The organism is Ruegeria sp. D1(2025) (assembly GCF_056536425.1).
In genome coordinates, this window is sequence record NZ_JBQFPO010000001.1 from 877,490 (window position 1) to 894,556 (window position 17,067).

At 58.1% G+C, this 17,067-nt stretch carries 16 protein-coding genes; 11 read left to right on the forward strand and 5 right to left on the reverse strand.

Annotation, left to right across the window (positions count from 1 at the left end; translation table 11 throughout):
• The first annotated feature begins 147 nt into the window (after positions 1-147).
• The 5 genes from ACR1XU_RS04470 to ACR1XU_RS04490 all read left to right on the forward strand — a co-directional run bounded on the left by ACR1XU_RS04470 (position 148) and on the right by ACR1XU_RS04490 (position 7,592).
• Positions 148-2,565: a GcvT family protein gene (locus ACR1XU_RS04470; protein WP_480908902.1), complete on the forward strand. Its 2,418-nt coding sequence runs from the start codon at positions 148-150 to the stop codon at positions 2,563-2,565.
• A 31-nt stretch (positions 2,566-2,596) separates the two neighbouring features.
• Complete coding sequence (locus tag ACR1XU_RS04475; protein WP_480908901.1) at positions 2,597-3,199, forward strand: nucleotidyltransferase family protein; 603 nt, start codon at positions 2,597-2,599, stop codon at positions 3,197-3,199.
• 748 nt (positions 3,200-3,947) lie between these two features.
• A complete protein-coding gene (locus tag ACR1XU_RS04480; RefSeq protein WP_480908900.1) occupies positions 3,948-5,384 on the forward strand; it encodes a DegQ family serine endoprotease in 1,437 nt (478 codons plus the stop codon).
• Positions 5,385-5,548: 164 nt separating this feature from the next.
• Positions 5,549-6,229 carry a response regulator transcription factor gene (locus ACR1XU_RS04485; RefSeq protein ID WP_170616300.1) on the forward strand — a complete coding sequence of 227 codons (681 nt, stop codon included), beginning with the start codon at positions 5,549-5,551 and terminating at the stop codon, positions 6,227-6,229.
• Complete coding sequence (locus ACR1XU_RS04490) at positions 6,222-7,592, forward strand: sensor histidine kinase (RefSeq protein ID WP_480908899.1); 1,371 nt, start codon at positions 6,222-6,224, stop codon at positions 7,590-7,592. Before ACR1XU_RS04485 ends, ACR1XU_RS04490 begins: the two co-directional genes overlap by 8 nt.
• On the opposite strand, the gene ACR1XU_RS04495 is transcribed toward ACR1XU_RS04490, so the two are convergent.
• Genes ACR1XU_RS04495 through ACR1XU_RS04505 form a run of 3 tightly spaced genes read right to left on the reverse strand, consistent with a single transcriptional unit; the run spans position 7,589 to position 10,317 of the window.
• Complete coding sequence (locus ACR1XU_RS04495) at positions 7,589-8,056, reverse strand: CYTH domain-containing protein (protein WP_480908898.1); 468 nt, start codon at positions 8,054-8,056, stop codon at positions 7,589-7,591. The genes ACR1XU_RS04490 and ACR1XU_RS04495 overlap by 4 nt on opposite strands.
• A complete protein-coding gene (locus tag ACR1XU_RS04500; protein ID WP_480908897.1) occupies positions 8,053-8,796 on the reverse strand; it encodes a ParA family protein in 744 nt (247 codons plus the stop codon). The genes ACR1XU_RS04495 and ACR1XU_RS04500 overlap by 4 nt, the downstream gene beginning before the upstream one ends.
• Positions 8,797-8,799: 3 nt before the next feature.
• Positions 8,800-10,317, reverse strand: a complete 1,518-nt coding sequence (locus ACR1XU_RS04505; protein WP_480908896.1) for a CHAD domain-containing protein — start codon at positions 10,315-10,317, stop codon at positions 8,800-8,802.
• 283 nt (positions 10,318-10,600) lie between these two features.
• On the opposite strand from ACR1XU_RS04505, the gene ACR1XU_RS04510 reads away from it, so the two are divergent.
• Positions 10,601-10,948, forward strand: coding sequence for a TfoX/Sxy family protein (locus ACR1XU_RS04510; RefSeq protein ID WP_170616287.1), 348 nt, complete (start codon positions 10,601-10,603; stop codon positions 10,946-10,948).
• A gap of 58 nt (positions 10,949-11,006) precedes the next feature.
• On the opposite strand, the gene ndk is transcribed toward ACR1XU_RS04510, so the two are convergent.
• Both ndk and ACR1XU_RS04520 read right to left on the reverse strand, forming a co-directional pair.
• Complete coding sequence (gene ndk / locus ACR1XU_RS04515) at positions 11,007-11,429, reverse strand: nucleoside-diphosphate kinase (RefSeq protein WP_155143779.1); 423 nt, start codon at positions 11,427-11,429, stop codon at positions 11,007-11,009.
• Between the two features lie 102 nt (positions 11,430-11,531).
• A complete protein-coding gene (locus tag ACR1XU_RS04520) occupies positions 11,532-12,734 on the reverse strand; it encodes a multidrug effflux MFS transporter (RefSeq protein WP_480908895.1) in 1,203 nt (400 codons plus the stop codon).
• A gap of 106 nt (positions 12,735-12,840) precedes the next feature.
• Between ACR1XU_RS04520 and ACR1XU_RS04525 the strand changes: the two genes are divergently transcribed.
• The 5 genes from ACR1XU_RS04525 to ACR1XU_RS04545 are packed head-to-tail and all read left to right on the forward strand — an operon-like array spanning position 12,841 to position 17,001.
• Positions 12,841-14,691 carry an ABC-F family ATP-binding cassette domain-containing protein gene (locus tag ACR1XU_RS04525; RefSeq protein WP_480908894.1) on the forward strand — a complete coding sequence of 617 codons (1,851 nt, stop codon included), beginning with the start codon at positions 12,841-12,843 and terminating at the stop codon, positions 14,689-14,691.
• Positions 14,688-15,080 (forward strand): ACT domain-containing protein, encoded by a 393-nt coding sequence (locus ACR1XU_RS04530; RefSeq protein WP_170824572.1) that lies wholly within the window; start codon positions 14,688-14,690, stop codon positions 15,078-15,080. The genes ACR1XU_RS04525 and ACR1XU_RS04530 overlap by 4 nt, the downstream gene beginning before the upstream one ends.
• Positions 15,077-15,697, forward strand: coding sequence for a MarC family protein (locus ACR1XU_RS04535; RefSeq protein ID WP_170616279.1), 621 nt, complete (start codon positions 15,077-15,079; stop codon positions 15,695-15,697). The genes ACR1XU_RS04530 and ACR1XU_RS04535 overlap by 4 nt, the downstream gene beginning before the upstream one ends.
• Positions 15,698-15,738: 41 nt before the next feature.
• Complete coding sequence (locus tag ACR1XU_RS04540; RefSeq protein ID WP_321253383.1) at positions 15,739-16,320, forward strand: retropepsin-like aspartic protease family protein; 582 nt, start codon at positions 15,739-15,741, stop codon at positions 16,318-16,320.
• Between the two features lie 60 nt (positions 16,321-16,380).
• Positions 16,381-17,001 (forward strand): ImuA family protein, encoded by a 621-nt coding sequence (locus ACR1XU_RS04545; RefSeq protein WP_170676757.1) that lies wholly within the window; start codon positions 16,381-16,383, stop codon positions 16,999-17,001.
• Positions 17,002-17,067 lie beyond the last annotated feature (66 nt).

The window sequence follows — 17,067 nt, forward strand, 5'->3', positions numbered from 1 at the left end:
AGCAGGATGCTATAGCAGCCAGCCGCAGGAGTCCGGCCTCCCAACGCAATCGATTGTTTGCGCGCCCAAGCGACACCCAATGTCGTATTTGGCGTTGCATCCCCTGCCCGCCGATACAGACTGGCATAAAACCTTGTGGAGCAAATCATGAATCTCACAACCCGGGTTGCCGTGATCGGCGGCGGTGTCGTCGGATGCTCGGTCCTGTACCACCTGACCAAACTTGGGTGGTCAGATGTTATGCTACTGGAACGGTCAGAGTTGACCAGCGGATCCACCTGGCACGCGGCCGGGGGGTTTCACACACTGAACGGCGACACCAATATGGCTGCCCTTCAGGGCTACACCATCCGCCTGTACAAAGAGCTGGAAGAGATCACAGGCATGTCCTGCGGGCTGCATCACGTGGGTGGAGTCACGCTTGCCGATAATCAGGACCGGTTTGACATGCTTCTGGCTGAACGGGCCAAGCACCGGTTCATGGGGCTGGACACTGAAATCGTTGGCCCCGATGAAATCCGCAAGATTGCGCCGATCACCAACACCGAAGGCATTATCGGCGCGCTGTATGATCCGCTCGACGGGCATCTTGACCCGTCCGGTACGACCCATGCCTATGCCAAGGCGGCCCGGATGGGCGGGGCCACGATTGAAACCCATTGCATGGTTCGGGAAACCCGGCAACGGCCTGACGGCACATGGGATGTCGTCACCGACAAGGGTACGATCCACGCCGAACACATTGTCAACGCAGGCGGCTTGTGGGCCCGCGAGGTCGGGGCGATGGCGGGTATCTATTTCCCGCTGCATCCGATGGAGCATCAGTATCTCGTTACCGACTCGATCCCGCAGATCGAAGCAATCATTGACGCAGGCGGCGAACACCCGCATGTGATGGACCCCGCTGGCGAAAGCTATCTGCGGCAGGAAGGACGCGGCCTGTGTATTGGGTTTTATGAACAGCCCTGCAAGCCTTGGGCCGTGGATGGAACCCCGTGGGAGTTCGGCCACGAATTGCTGCCCGATGATTATGACAAAATCACTGACAGTATCGAATTTGCCTATAAACGCTTCCCCGTTCTGGCCGAAGCGGGCGTGAAATCCGTGATCCACGGCCCGTTCACCTTTGCACCTGACGGGAACCCTCTGGTCGGGCCGGTGCCGGGCATGCGCAACTACTGGTCAGCTTGTGGCGTGATGGCCGGATTCAGCCAGGGCGGTGGCGTTGGCCTGACGCTGGCGCAGTGGATGATCGAAGGCGAACCCGAACGGGACGTCTTTGCCATGGACGTTGCCCGCTTTGGCGATTGGATAAGCCCCGGCTACACCCGCCCGAAGGTGATTGAAAACTATCAGAAAAGGTTCAGCGTCGCCTACCCGAACGAGGAACTGCCCGCTGCGCGTCCAAACCGAACCACTCCGATGTATGACATTTTCAGCAACATGGGCGCGGTCTGGGGGCAGCAATTCGGGCTGGAAGTTCCCAACTACTTTGCGCAAGGCGTTGAACCGGACTACGAAACCCCGTCTTTCCGTCGTTCTGACGCATTCGAGGCCACTGGCCGCGAGGTGCGCGCGGTTCGTGAAGCCGTAGGTATCAACGAGGTTCACAACTTCGGAAAATACCGCGTCACGGGACCTGATGCCCGGGCCTGGCTGGACCGGATCATGGCGGGACGAATTCCGCAAGCCGGGCGGCTGTCCCTGTCTCCGATGCTTTCTCCCAAAGGAAAACTGATCGGTGATTTCACCATTTCCTGTCTGGGTGAAACAGAATTTCAACTGACCGCCTCTTACGGCAGCCAGGCGTTTCACATGCGTTGGTTCCGGCAGAACCAAACCGGAAATGTCGAGATTGAAAACATCAGCGATCGCCTGAACGGATTTCAGGTTGCAGGCCCCCTGGCCCGCGATGTTCTGGCAGCCTGTACGCGGGACGACGTATCAGGCCTGAAGTTCATGGATGTCCGCCGCATGACGGTGGGCATGACCGACTGCATTGTTCAGAGGGTCAGCTATACCGGCGATCTGGGGTACGAGGTGTTCTGCGACCCGATGGCCCAACGACAGTTGTGGCAGACCTTGTGGCAGGCCGGGCAATCATTTGGAATGGTGCCGTTTGGCATGCGCGCCATGATGAGCCTGCGCCTGGACAAGTTTTTCGGCTCGTGGATGCGTGAGTTCTCACCGGATTACACTGCTGCGGAAACCGGACTGGATCGGTTCATCTCGTTTGCAAAAAACGCTGATTTCATTGGCCGCGCTGCGGCCGAACGCGAAAAGGAATCCGGTGTCACACGCCAACTTGTAGCCTTTGAAGTCGATGCGGATGACACGGATGTAAACGCGTACGAGCCGATCTGGCTGGACAACGGAGTTGTCGGGTTCTGCACATCCGGCGGGTATTCACATTACGCAGACAAGTCCATCGCACTGGGGTTCCTGCCCACCGACCGTGTCCACGACGGACTTGAAGTTGAAATCGAAATACTTGGCCAGATGCGCAAGGCACAAATGATTTCAAAACCGCTGTTCGATGCGGATGGTGCGCGGATGCGGGGATGACTCGGGGCTGCAGCCCCAGCATGATGGCGGAATGATTCAAATACCCGTCATTCTTCTGGCCGCTGGGCAATCCAGCCGCATGGGCGGTACGGACAAGCTGATGCAGGATGTCGATGGCATCCCTTTGTTGCGCCGCTCGGCCCGGGCTGCGTTGGCAGTCGGGCCGGTCTTTGTTGCGCTGCCTCCCGCCCCGCATGCGCGTTACGGGGCCTTAAAGGGACTCGATGTTCATGCGGTGGAAATCCCGGATGCCGATGAAGGCATGAACGCCAGCCTGCGCGGTGCCATGGCCGCAATCCCAGCCGAAGCCAAAGCCGTCATGGTTCTGCTGGCGGACCTTCCGGAATTAACAGGCAATGATCTGGAGGCGGTCGCGGCCTGTGTCACAGCTCATCCGGACAACCTGATCTGGCGTGGTGCAGCAGAAAACGGAAAGCCGGGGCACCCTGTCATTTTCGACCACAAGCTTTTTTCGTTACTGAGCCAGCTCAAGGGCGACGAGGGCGCGCAATCCGTTGTGCGTGCAAATTCCAACAGGGTTCATCTACACCGCCTGCCCGGACGCAACGCGCTGCTGGATCTGGATACACCAGAAGACTGGGACGAGTGGCACAGAACACGGCCCCCGAAATAGACGCGGCCCGGTCGTTGTCGACCGGGCCGGTTGCCCAAAAGCAAGACTACCACTTTTCACCAATTCCAAAAGCGCGACCCAACCACCTTACAAGGCTATCGGGTATTACGCTGCCGAACCTAAACAAGACCCCCTCGTTAACATGCCGCTCAGCGCTTCTGGTACTGAGTAAGCCTTCAGCACCCCCTAGTGCTTCTGGCTCCCCCTCGCTTGGACAATTTCATCGTCGCTTATCCGACCCTTTCAAACAATCTAAAATTGGAAGAAACGGTAAATTTCGAGGAATTCAGGTAGTTTTTGCGCAACATCTCGCTTATTGAAGCTCAACCTTAACGCGATTACGCTCTTATGGCCAAGTTACAAACCGATGTTTTATGATTGCTTGGAGTGATCAATAACGGCAAAAAGAAAATGCGTTACACTCAGGTCTAGTCAGTAGATAATATCTCTTCACAACCTGAAAGCGATTTACTGATCCGCACAACTTTGCGCGACCCCTTTGTTTACCAAACAGATTCAATTCACCAGTTTTCATCCATTGACAGCGATTTTGGCAACAATACACCGATTCGTGAGCTGCGATCCCTTTTCACGACCGGTATCGGTTGACCTGATTGGTAACAAAGGAAGGCCCGAATGTGGCTGAATTAAGATTTCTTAATCTCGCGATCATGAAAGCCCAAACCTGAAGCGGCATCTTCTGTCTCAACGCGCGGGTGTAACCGCGTGATGTTAACAGGAGAACTAAATGAGCATCCGAAAATCCTCGCTTCTTTTGCCACGAACGTCTGGCTGGATCGGCGCCAGCGCCCTGGGCGCAACCATGCTGGCCTCGACCGCCCTGCCGTCGTTGGCCGATGAAGCCCTGGCAGACCTGGTCGAATCCGTTTCGCCATCGGTCGTGACCATTATCGCCAAACAACAGGCCGCCCCTACCCCGGTTCAGGGAAAAGAGTTTGATTTCGAAGGCCACCCGTTCGGTGAGTTCTTCAAGCGCTTCGGCATGCCTGAAGGTTTCGACGCCCCCCAACGCGGCCCGACCCAGGGGCTGGGTTCGGGATTTGTGCTGGATGAGGACGGCTACATCGTCACCAACCACCATGTCGTCGACAATGCCGCCACGGTTACGGTCCGTCTGAGCGATGACCGAACCTTCGAAGCCGAGATCGTGGGGACAGACCCCCTGACCGATATCGCCGTTCTGAAAATCGACGCGGGCGAGGACCTGCAGGCCGTCAAGATGGGCGATAGTGAAGTAATCCGCGTCGGTGAAGACGTGGTCGCTATCGGCAATCCGTTCGGTCTGCATTCGACCGTGACCACCGGTATCGTTTCGGCCAAAGGCCGCAACATCTCGCAAGGGCCATATGCTGAATTCATCCAGACGGACGCGGCCATCAACAAAGGCAACTCGGGCGGCCCGCTGTTCAACATGGAAGGCGAAGTCATCGGCGTGAACTCGGCCATCTACTCACCCAGCGGCGGCTCGGTCGGTCTGGGCTTTGCCGTAACCTCGAATATCGTCGAACACATCACCGCCGACCTTTTGGATGATGGTCAGGTAAGCCGCGGCTGGTTGGGTGTCTCGATCCAGAACGTAAGCCCCGAACTCGCGGCCGCATTGGGGATCGAGTCGTCAGCAGGCGCACTTGTGTCGGATGTCGTACCCGGCAGCCCCGCGGAAGGCGCCCTGCAGCAGGGCGACGTGATCCTCAGCTTCAATGACCAGAGCGTCGATTCCAGCAGCGAGCTTCCGCTTCTGGTCGGCACGACCAAGGTCGGCACGGACAGCACGCTGACCGTGTTGCGCGACGGCAAGGAGGAACAGGTCAAACTGACCATCGGACAGCATCAGTCCGCATCGGCGGAACCCGACAAGGCGGTTGACGAGACCCTGTCCGGTACATCCCTTGGTGTGACAGTTGCCCCGCTGACAGATACCGCGCGGGCCGAAATGGGCGTTGACCAATCCGTCGAAGGTGTCGTTGTGACCGACATGTCGCCGGACAGCCCGGCTGAAAAAGCAGGGCTTCGGCGCGGTGACGTCATCGTCAAACTGGGCAGTCAGGACACCATCACTCCGGAGGCCCTGAAGGCGGCGCTGGACAGCGAAAAGACTGATCCCGCGCTGGTTCTGATCAATCGCGGCGGCAACCAGATCTTCGTCGCGGTCGAAATCGCCTGATCTGAGACATGCGCGTGCCACGTGATGGGGAAATTTGGCGCGCGCCTCGCCGGCGGGTCTGAATTGTCCGCAGCCTGCCGGCACTGCCGGGTGTGCCTGGTCGCACCCGGCATGTGCTTTATCTGAAATTTGTGTTTAAATCCCGGCAGAAAGGAACCTCGATCATGAGCAGACGCCTTCTGATCGTCGAAGATGACGAAGAGACGCGGGACTTTATCGCCAAGGGGTTTGGCGAAGAAGGATATGTTGTCGAAACTGCGGCCGATGGCCGCGAGGGGCTGTATCACGCAACTGACGGAGGATTTGACGCTGTCGTCCTTGACCGGATGCTGCCGGGTCTTGACGGGCTGTCTCTGATCAAATCCATGCGCGCCGCCGGGTTGAAGACGCCCGTACTGATGCTGACCGCCATGAGCGCCGTTGACGAGCGCGTCAAGGGCTTGCGCGCCGGTGCCGACGATTATCTGGTCAAGCCATTCTCGTTTCAGGAACTGCATGCAAGGATTGAGGCATTGTTGCGCCGCCCTCAGGAAGCCGAAGAAAACCCGACGCTAAACTGCCGGGACCTTGAAATGGACCTGTTGACCCGCAAGGTCACGCGCGACGGTCGTGAAATTTCCCTGACCCCGCGCGAGTTCCAGATCCTGGAATTCTTCCTGCGCCGCAAGAACCGCGTGGTGTCCCGCACCATGCTGCTGGAAGGCGTGTGGGACTACCACTTTGATCCCAATACCAATGTCGTCGATGTCCATATCTCAAAACTCCGCCGTCAGTTGGATGAAGGCGACGCCCAGCCCCTGATTGAAACTGTCCGGGGGGCCGGTTACATGATTTCTGATGGCTAACCTGCGACTGTCCCTGCGAAATTCGCGTACGCGGCTTGTTTTGGCCAGCATGATTCTCAGCACATTGCTGACTGCGACCGTTCTGGGACTGGTCTATTTGACGGCAAACAGAACGATCGAAGGCGAAACCCGGTCTGTCGTAACCGCCGAGCTGACCGGGCTGGCGGACGAATACGACAGACGCGGCATGATCGGATTGATATCAGCCATTGATCGCCGTCTTGCGAACGCCGCGGAACGCGACGCTTTGTATTTGTTGACAGACAGGTTTGGGACACCTCTTGCCGGTAATCTCGCAAAATGGCCCGACGATGTGACTGCAGGCAGCGGCTGGGTCGATCTTCAGGTGCGGCAAACCGAATCCAATCAGTTTGTTCCGATTTCGGCGGCATCGGTCCGGCTGCCCGGCGGCGAAAGGCTTCTGGTTGGTCGGGACGCGTCCGCCAGACAGCAATTCGACCGCGTTTTGTTTCAATCAGTGGCGCTCGCCCTGGCCATTGCACTGCTCCTGAGCCTGCTGACCGGATGGTTGTTAACCCGGCTGGTGTTTTCCCGTCTCAAGGATGTTGCGGACACCGCGGACAACATCGTGTCCGGCGACCTGAGCCGCCGCATTCCTATTCGCGGCACAGGGGATGAATTCGATCAGGTCGCAGGCACCCTGAACAACATGCTGGACCGGATCGAAGAACTGATCAGCAACCTGCGCACGACATCAAACTCGATTGCCCATGATTTGCGGTCGCCCCTTTCGCGGCTTCGGCAAAGGATCGAAGCCTTAACCGATCCCGGCAAGAGTGATCTGGACCGAGAAGTCGACATCGCCCGCGCGACGGGTGAAATCGACCACGTTTTGCGGGTTTTGGGTCAGTTGACCGAGATTTCACGCGCCGAGGCCGGTCTGGGCCGGGAACAGTTCGAAACAGTTGACCTGCAACAGTTGGTGGGCGACGTGGTGGATCTGTACGAGCCTGTCGCGGCGGACCAGGGTATCCGACTTGTAGTATCCGGCGAAGCAAAGCCCATTCAGGGGCATCGACCGCTTCTGTCCCAAGCTTTGTCAAACTTACTCGAAAACGCGATGAGATACGCGCCCGAAGGGTCTGAAATAACGATAAACCTGTCCGGAATAAAGGATTACGTTCTTCTTGGCGTCAGAGACCAGGGCCCCGGTGTTCCGCCCGAGGACCTGCCCCGTTTGCAACTGCCATTCGTCACGCTTGATCCCGCGCGCACCGAGCGCAATTCCGGGCTGGGTCTGGCGCTGGTCGCGGCGATTTCGCACATGCATGGGGGCAAATTCTCGGCACGCAATTGCAATCCGGGGCTTGAAGCAACACTGACGCTGGCGCGAAAGGGTTAATCGGGAATCCCGTCAATCGCCATCATCTTGTTTTTATACCGCTTGTCCCCGGTCACATCTGTACCGAACCAGCTTGGCGGCCTGAACCCTTCTGCTTCGGCTTCCGATGTGAACTCGACCTCGACCAGAGACAAGGGCGCAAGATCGCCCAGAAACACGTCCAGCTCAAACACCCGACCATCCGGCAACTCCCCGGTATAGCGCTCTTTTTCGATCCTGCGGCCTTCGGTCTCGGGCCAGAAGGTGTCGAATTGTTCGAGTGTGATTTCAGCCTCTCTTTCCACACGCACCATTGCACCCTTTCCCTTCAGTGTCAGGTAATGAACGTCGTTCTTCTGACGCAACCGCAGTTCGGTGGAATCGTCTGGCGCAGTCAGATAGCCCTGCCGCACCAAGGCCTTGCGCGTTTCTGTCAGATCAGGCCGTTCAGCCACCAGAAACTTACGTTCGATTTCCGTGCTCATGTCAGGGCCTCCAACTCGTCAAACAGTGCCTTGTAGGCCCGACTTGCCACGCTCGAGCCCGCATAAACGCTGACAGGCGCGCGGTGCTTACCCATGCGTTCAATATCGGCTGCGAAGGGAATGATCGTTTTCATGAACCTCTTGCGATACAGCTTTCGCATTCCATCCATCGTTTCCAGATGCAGGGTTTTGCGCCGTTGCACCATGGAAAAGAAGGCCTTCAGTTTCTTCTTGGGCAGTTTTTGCTGTTCAAAAAAACCGATTAGCTGATCGAATGTCCGTTCCGACAAGGTCGTCGGAATAACCGGAACGACAATCTGATCGGCAGCCTTGAATACGTTCTCGGACAATGTCGAAAAGTTTGGCGGACAGTCCAGAATGACCACATCGTAGTCACTGCCCGCCGCAACCAGGGCTTTCTTCAACCGGGATCTTCTGTTTTTCATTCGCGACAGAAAAACATCGAAATCGCGATAGGTCAGGTTGGCAGGCAGGACGTCCAACCGGTCAAAGTCGCTGGCGCGGATCGATTTGGTAAACCGTTCCACATCCTCGAAGAATCGTGCCTCGGTCAGCTTCTTTGACGGCTTTACCCGCAAGTAGAACCCTGACGCCCCTTGGGAATCCAGATCACACAGCAGCACGTTTTGACCCGAACGCGCATAAGCATAGGCAAGATTGACCGAGGTCGCGGTTTTTCCCACACCACCTTTGTTGCTGTAGCAGGCAATGGTTTTCAATCCTCAGTCCCCCTTATGATGAAACAAGCTGCGGAAAAGATGCCGGATGTCCGGGCTGTCAAAATGGTTGAAATTGGCGATCACACGATCCCGTTCGGACTTTTGCCGCTGATCAAGCACCGAAATCAGCCCACCAGCGGCCAAGGCCATTTGGGCATCCACCCGGCCTTGTGTGTTCGACTGTTTAGTCACAAACCCTAGCAGCGCGTCCTGCTGGACTGAACAGTCATTGAAACGCCCCAGATTATCTTGCAACTTTTTCAATGGCTTGATGATCGACTTGAATGCCTTTGCATCAAAAAGTGGTGCAAAGTACTCCATAAGATACCTGAGTTTCTTGCAGTCGATCCTGAGATCGTGGACCGCTTTATCCGGGGTCATGGCGGATATACGCCGCGCCCTTTTGCAAACCTTGCGGTAGCGTTTCCAGATCAGGGCGCAAGCATATTCATAAGCGCCGCATTCGGCGTTGGGCCCGGGTTGCAAAGACTGGGGAGCTGCAAGCAGCGCCGCAAGGTCATCCATCTGCTTTTGATAGGCTGCACTGCGGAACCGACGGGACAGGCTTGAAAGTTTCTGCGCACGTTCTGTCTGGAATTGCCGAAACATGGCCTCGGCACCGTCATGAAGATTGGGCGGTATCAAGCTGAAATACATATCCTTTTCCAAAAGGTACACATCCAAGTCCCGCAGCCGACCGGTCGGGGCCATAAGGTCGGAAAATTGCCGCTTGAGGGCATTCGTATGCGCGGCTGAAAAGACCCCTTTGAACAGGCTGAGAACCGAGCGGACACGCCGCAACGAAACGCGGTAATCGTGAAGAAACTCGGTATCAATGTCGGCAATAACACCCGCTTCGTTCCGCCGCGCAACAGCCAGAAAGGTGCGCATCAGATCCACTGCAACCTCGATTGAAGGCTCTTCTTTTCCCAATAGTACGATAGGTTTGGATTGATACGGGGGCGTTTCAGGGAACAGAATGGGGTAAACGACATCAAGACCGCCTTCGTCCCCGGCCATTTCCTGCAATGCTGCGCAGATCGTTTCATAGGCGGGTTCATATCCGCGCAGGGAACGAACTCGCACCAGGGTCGCCTTCCTGTTTTCGGATTTCAGCGAAATCAGTTCGCCGCGCACACGCGTCTTTTCCAAATCGTCAACTGCGGCAAATTCCTGGATTTCCAAATCTCCTGCACCAAGGTTCATCAATGCACGCAGCTTTGGAAATCCGTTCAATGCATCACGTACCGGACCGTCCGGCAGGTCCTGAACGAACTTTCCCGTGCCTGCGCCCTTCTGAACCGGAAATTCTGCATTACCCTGCAAAAGCCGCAGTGTTTCGCCGACCTCCAGCAAGATCGACCCCGCTGATCTGAGCGATTGATCGTGGCAATCCAGCCAGTTGAAGGACTGCGGCGGAGTCCCACCTTCAACCCGTAAGGCCAGCCCTTTCAGGCCCTTGTTGAACGCAAGCGGGTCAAATTTCCCTTCAACAACGTACACTCCGGCCAGTTGCACCATCAGGGTCGGTCCTTGAGAGGCACGCGGGGCTCATCGATCAAAAAAGTTTCCATGATTTCTGTCTCACTCACTTCTTCGATCACCCGGCTTTCGCGACATTGTATTCGGCTACCGATTGTTACCGGTTTCCTTGATTTTCCAACATCGGAGACTGCACGGCAATATGGCACCATGAAACCGTAGCTTGGGTGATCAGGCAAGCATTGCGTCAATGTTATCCTTCAGGCCGGCGACACTCCATCAACCGGATGACAGCATCGCGGCGTCCAGATAAGACTTGGGCATGTCAGATCCTGTTTCATCCATCCGCAACCTCGGCCCTGCCTTTGAACAGGCATGCGCACGCGCTGGAATTCATTCGGCGCAGGAGTTGCGCGAACTGGGGGCCGACGCGGCGTATGCCCGGCTGCTTCACGCAGGGTCACGACCGCATTTCATTGGCTACTATGTACTTGTCATGGGATTGCAGGGCCGCCCCTGGAACGATTGCAAAGGCGAGGAAAAGAAAGCGCTGCGTCAAAGGTTCGATGCGATCAAGGCCAATACAAAGACCGCCCCGCAATCGAAGTTGGTTTCGGACCTCGACGCCATCGGAGTGCGCATCACGTCGAATGACCTCAAGCCAGTTTGAACAAAAAAAACCGCCCCCGAAACCGGAGGCGGCCTAATCTGTTCACCAAAGTGGTGGCTTAGCCGACCAGCTCGATACCCGAGAAGAAGTAAGCGATTTCAACCGCTGCTGTCTCAGGTGCGTCCGAACCATGGACCGAGTTTTCGCCAACCGATTCAGCGAACTCGGCGCGGATGGTGCCAGCTGCTGCGTCTGCAGGGTTGGTTGCGCCCATGACTTCACGGTTCTTTGCAATTGCGCCTTCGCCTTCCAGAACCTGAACAACAACCGGAGCCGACGACATGAATTCGCACAGTTCGTCATAGAACGGACGCTCGGCATGTACTTCGTAGAACTTGCCGGCTTGTTCCTTCGTCATGTGGATGCGCTTTTGCGCAACGATGCGCAGGCCGGCTTCTTCGAACTTGGCGTTGATCTTGCCAGTCAGGTTGCGGCGGGTTGCATCGGGTTTGATGATCGAGAATGTGCGTTCCAGTGCCATGTCGGCCTCTCCTTACTATATGACGCGGACCCGCGCCGAAATCTATCGCGCGCCGCCTAGCATGGTCTGTCCCTTAAGAAAAGCACTATGATGCTTTGCGGATCAGATCGTGTCGGGCAACGGGTCGCGCTGGTCAATCCAGCGCACATAGAGCACGGCAAGAAGGCCCGCGAAACTGCTGACGCCCATCATCCCCAGCACGATGAAGGGTGCGTTTCCGGGGGTGACCAGTACCCCGGTGGCCGAAGTCAGGATCGCGCCCAAGGCCACTGTCATAGCGCCCGAAAGACCTGCTGCGCTGCCTGCAAGCTGGGGCCGCACTGACATCAAGCCAGCGGTCGCGTTGGCCACGGTCAGCCCGTTCCCAAACCCGACAAACACGGCGGAACCAAAGAAGGACCAGACAGTCCCCACACCCCCTGCAAAGGTCATCAAGCCGACCAAGGGGCCGACCGAAGCGATCACTCGCCCGGCAAGAATCAGGGTGCTCAGTCTTGTGCGGGCTGCAAGCCGTCCGGTCAAAAAGCTTCCGGCCATGAACCCCATCGTGATGATCCCGATTCCAAGCCCCAGCAAGGCCGGGTTCAGATCGAACCACGTGGCCGCAACAAGCGGCGCACCGGTAATAAAGGCGTAGAACCCGCCGATGGAAAAGGCGGCACAGAATGAATACCCCCAGAACCGTCGCGAGTTGAACAGCAGCGGATAGAGCTTCATCTGGGCGGTGAAGGTTGCGGTTGTGTTGGTATTGGTCTCGCCCAGATCGACCCAGAGCAGCGCCAGAAGGCCTGTTCCCATCAGGAAATACAGAACAAATCCGGCCCGCCAGCCGAACAACATCTCAAGCACTCCGCCCAGCATCGGGCCAAGCATTGGCGCCAGTGCCATGGCCATCGAGACATAACCCAGTTTGCTGGCGGCCTCATTGGGAGGATGCATGTCGCGGATGGCGGCGCGCGCCAGAACCTGCCCCGCGATAACAGCGCCCTGCAACATACGGAAACCCAGAAACGCCCAGATCGATTGGGCCATGGCGCAGCCGATCGAGGCGATGACGAAAAGTCCCATGCAGCTCAGCAATACCGGCCTGCGACCGAACCTGTCGGACAAAGGCCCCATGATCAGTTGCAAAACCGCAGACAGCGCCAGGTACCCTGCAACAGACAGGTTCACGAGACCGTAATCTGCCTGCAAGTCCTCGCCGATATGAGGCAGAGATGGCAGAAACATGTTCAGCGACAGAACCGACAACGCAGTGATCAGGACCAGCGTGATCAGGGATGGAGGCGTTCGCGCGGGTCTCATTCAACAATCCGTTCCGGGTGAAAACATGTCAGCGCTATCACATTGATCGCGTGCTGAACATGTCAAGCTGCTGGCGGCCAAATTCACCCTCTGTTATGAGCGGCTCATGTTACGGATTGAAGACATAACCTACGCGGTAGAAGGCCGTCCCCTGTTCGACGGGGCCAGCGCAACAATTCCTGACGGCCACAAGGTGGGTCTTGTCGGGCGCAATGGCACCGGCAAGACCACCCTTTTCCGCCTCATCCGTGGGGAACTGGCGCTGGAATCGGGAAACATCAAGCTGCCCAGCCGCGCGCGGATTGGCGGGGTGGCACAGGAAGTCCCCTCCTCCGATGTTTCGCTGATCAATACGGTTCTGGCCGCCGACACCGAACGCAGCGCGCTGTTGGCCGAGGCCGACGCTGCCACCGACCCGGCGCGGATTGCCGATATCCAGACCCGACTGGCCGACATCAACGCCTGGTCGGCCGAGGCGCGCGCGGCTTCGATCCTGAAAGGACTGGGTTTTGACGATGAAGACCAGTTGCGGCCCTGTTCGGATTTCTCGGGCGGGTGGCGGATGCGCGTTGCACTGGCGGCGGTGCTGTTTTCGCAACCCGATCTGCTGCTGCTGGACGAACCGACCAACTATCTGGACCTCGAAGGTGCGCTGTGGCTGGAAAGTTATCTGGCGAAATATCCGCATACGGTCATCATCATCAGTCACGACCGGGGTCTACTGAACCGCGCGGTGGGATCGATCCTTCATCTGGAAGACCGCAAGCTGACCTATTACGCGGTGCCCTATGACAAATTCGCCGAGCGTCGCGCCGAGCGGCTGGCGCAGGCTGAATCCGAGAACGCCAAGGCCAAGGCGCGCATCGCCCATCTGCAAAGCTTTGTGGACCGGTTCCGGTACAAGGCCTCTAAAGCCGTTCAGGCCCAATCGCGCCTGAAGATGATCGAACGCATCCAACTGGTTTCGACCCCGCAAGAAGCCGCGCTACGCGCATTCTCCTTTCCTGAACCCGAGGAGCTATCTCCTCCGATCATCCAGATCGAAGGCGGCGTGACGGGCTATGGTGAGACCGAGGTTCTGCGACGTCTGAACCTGCGCATCGACCAGGACGACCGCATTGCGCTGTTGGGCAAGAACGGTCAGGGGAAATCGACCCTGTCCAAGCTGCTGTCCGACCGCCTGCCCCTGATGGCCGGCAAAATGACCCGCAGCAACAAGTTGCGGATCGGCTATTTCGCCCAGCATCAGGTGGATGAGCTTTATGTTGATGAAACGCCGCTGGATCACTTGCGCCGCCTGCGCCCAAACGAGGCGCCGGGCAAGTGGCGGTCTCGTCTGGCCGGATTCGGTTTGAACGCCGATCAGGCCGAGACAGTGGTCGGCCGCCTCTCGGGCGGACAGAAGGCCCGCCTGTCGCTGCTGATCGCAACGATCGACGCGCCGCATATGCTGATCCTCGACGAACCGACAAACCACTTGGACATCGAAAGTCGCGAGGCGCTGGTCGAGGCGCTGACTGAATATTCCGGCGCGGTTGTTCTGGTCAGCCACGACATGCATTTGCTGTCGCTGGTCGCAGATCGGCTTTGGCTGGTATCGGACGGCACGGTCAAGCCCTTTGACGGCGACCTTGAAGCCTATCGCGCCATGCTGCTGGCCCGGGAAAAACCGCTCAAGGAAAAGCCGCAAGCGGCAAAACCCAAACGCCCGTCGCGCGAGGCGATGCTGGCCCTGCGCGCTGATCTGCGCAAATGTGAAGACCGGATCGAGAAGTTGAGCGACATGCACGAGAAGCTGTCGGCCAAACTGGCAGACCCAGCGCTGTATGAAGACGACCGGATCAACGATCTGGAATCCTGGAACCGCAAATTTGCCGAGGTTGTCGAAGCCATGCAAAAGGCCGAGACCTTGTGGGTTGCGGCCGCCGAACGACTGGAACAAGCGGAATCCGCATGACCCAACCCGTCAAGGACACCAATGCCATGATTTCCGGCATGCGCCCCGTTTTGCAGCCTGGTGCGTTTGCCTTTGTGGTCTGGCCTGACAACAAACCCTGGCCTGACGGAACACGTGCAAGCTGCGTCGAGGCGGAGGGGTTGTCCCTGATCGTCCCGATTGACAGCGCGCCACAAGACACGGTCCCAATGCACTGCATCACATTGCAGGTTCATTCCTCGCTGGAGGGCGTAGGCCTTACCGCCGCCGTATCTGGTGCTTTGGCGCGGCATGGAATACCTGCAAACATGGTCGCGGGATATCACCACGACCACATCTATGTCCCCGCAGCGCAGTCGCAAGACGCCTTGCGTGTCCTGCAAGACCTGCAACGGAGCAGCAAACAGTGATAGACAGCGCATTCCTGATTACCGCGTTCACGACGCTATTCGTGGTGCTCGACCCGCCTGCGCAAACACCGATCTTTGTGGCGCTGACCCAGGGCATGGATTGGAACACGCGCCGCTCGATCGCAATCCGCGCGTGTCTGACGGCGGGCGTCATTCTGGCCATGTTTGCCGCCTTTGGCGAAGCGCTTCTGGGGTTTGTCGGTATCTCGATGGAGGCATTCCGGGTCGCCGGTGGCGTCCTGCTGTTTCTGACAGCGCTCGACATGCTGTTTGAGCGCCGAACAAAACGGCGTGAAACCAGCGCCGAGGAAGAAGAACATCCCGATCCGTCGGTCTTTCCGCTGGGCATTCCTTTGATTGCAGGCCCGGGCGCGATTGCAACGATGATTTTGCTGGCGGGTCAGCAGCCCGGCATACAGGGGCTGGCCGTCGTCATCGGTGTGATGCTGGTCGTGCTGGCGATGGTGTTCGTGATGTATCTGACATCCGGCGCTGTGGCCCGTATTCTGGGCAAAACCGGGCTGAACGTACTGACCCGCCTGCTGGGCATGTTGCTGGCGGCATTGTCGGTTCAGTTCATCCTGGATGGCCTTAAGGCCTTTGGATTTGCGTCCTGAATCCCCATATATCACTCAGGTAATATTGTTGGGATAACGGTATGGATGGCGACAGCATTGCACGTTTGGCGTATCTGAGCTTGCTCGGCGCAGCGGTGGTGGCCTGGTTCATCTCTCAGAACCGGCAATCGCTGAACAAGACCCTGCAACAGATGATGGCCTGGGTGTTCATCTTTATTGGCGTGATAGCTGTGGTGGGCCTGTGGGAAGACATCCGTTCAACCGTGGGCCCTTCGGCGCAGATGTCCGTAACCGGCGACACGGTTGAGGTTCCCCGGTCTTATGACGGGCACTATTACCTGCCAGTTCTGGTGAACGGAGAGCCGATTACATTTCTCGTCGATACCGGAGCCAGTCAGATTGTCCTGAGTTCCGCAGACGCAAGGCGCGTCGGCATTGATCCGGATCAGTTGAACTATTTTGGCCGCGCCGCCACCGCGAACGGAGAAGTCCGGACAGCGCCCGTACGTCTGGACAGCCTCGAGCTTGGCCCGATCGTAGACCGCAACATCTCGGCCTGGATCAACGAAGGCGAGCTGCATCAGTCCCTTCTGGGCATGGATTATCTGCATCGTTTCTCGAACATCCAGTTTGCCGATGGCCGTCTGATCCTGTCTCGTTAAATAGCTTCCGGGATCACATCCGATCTTGAGAACAAAATGGGAACATGCTAACCTGACGGCATGTCTGCACACCTTCTTGGCCGCAAACCCGCGCGCGAGGCGCCGGGGATAAAACTGCACCCTCAGATCACCCTGCAACTGGCCCGCGTGCACGAGGCCTGCGGCCCTGCCCGACGCAGCTTTGCCATGTGGCTGGCGGGTCAGGCACAGGGGCCGGTGCTGTGGATTTCCCCCGCGTGGGAGCCCGGCCAGCTGAACCCTGACGGGATGATGCCTTTTGCCGACCCCGCGCGTTTCCTGTTCGTCCGCCCCAACCGCGCCGAAGACCTGCTGTGGTGCATGGAAGAGGCGTTGCGCAGCGGGGCCATCCCGCTGATCATTGGCGACCTGCCCGGTGCGCCCGGGCTGACACCGGTACGACGGATGCATCTGGCCGCAGAACAGGGCGGCGCGATGGGGCGGGCACCGCTCGGGCTGCTGCTGACACCCGGCGATGGCGGCGCGCAAGGTGTCGAGACGCGCTGGCACATGGCGGCGAACCACAAGGGCGAGGCCCGGTCCTGGACTCTGACCCGCCGCCGCGCCCGCGCCCTGCCCCCGGTCAGCTGGCAAGCCACCCAGACCAAACCGCGCGCGGGCCTGCACCTGCACCGGACCGAAGCGCAGGATGTTCCGGCCTGATCGGGCCATTCACGAAGGATGTGATTGGCCAAACACAAAGCCGGGCTCTAGCTGAGGGTCAGAGCT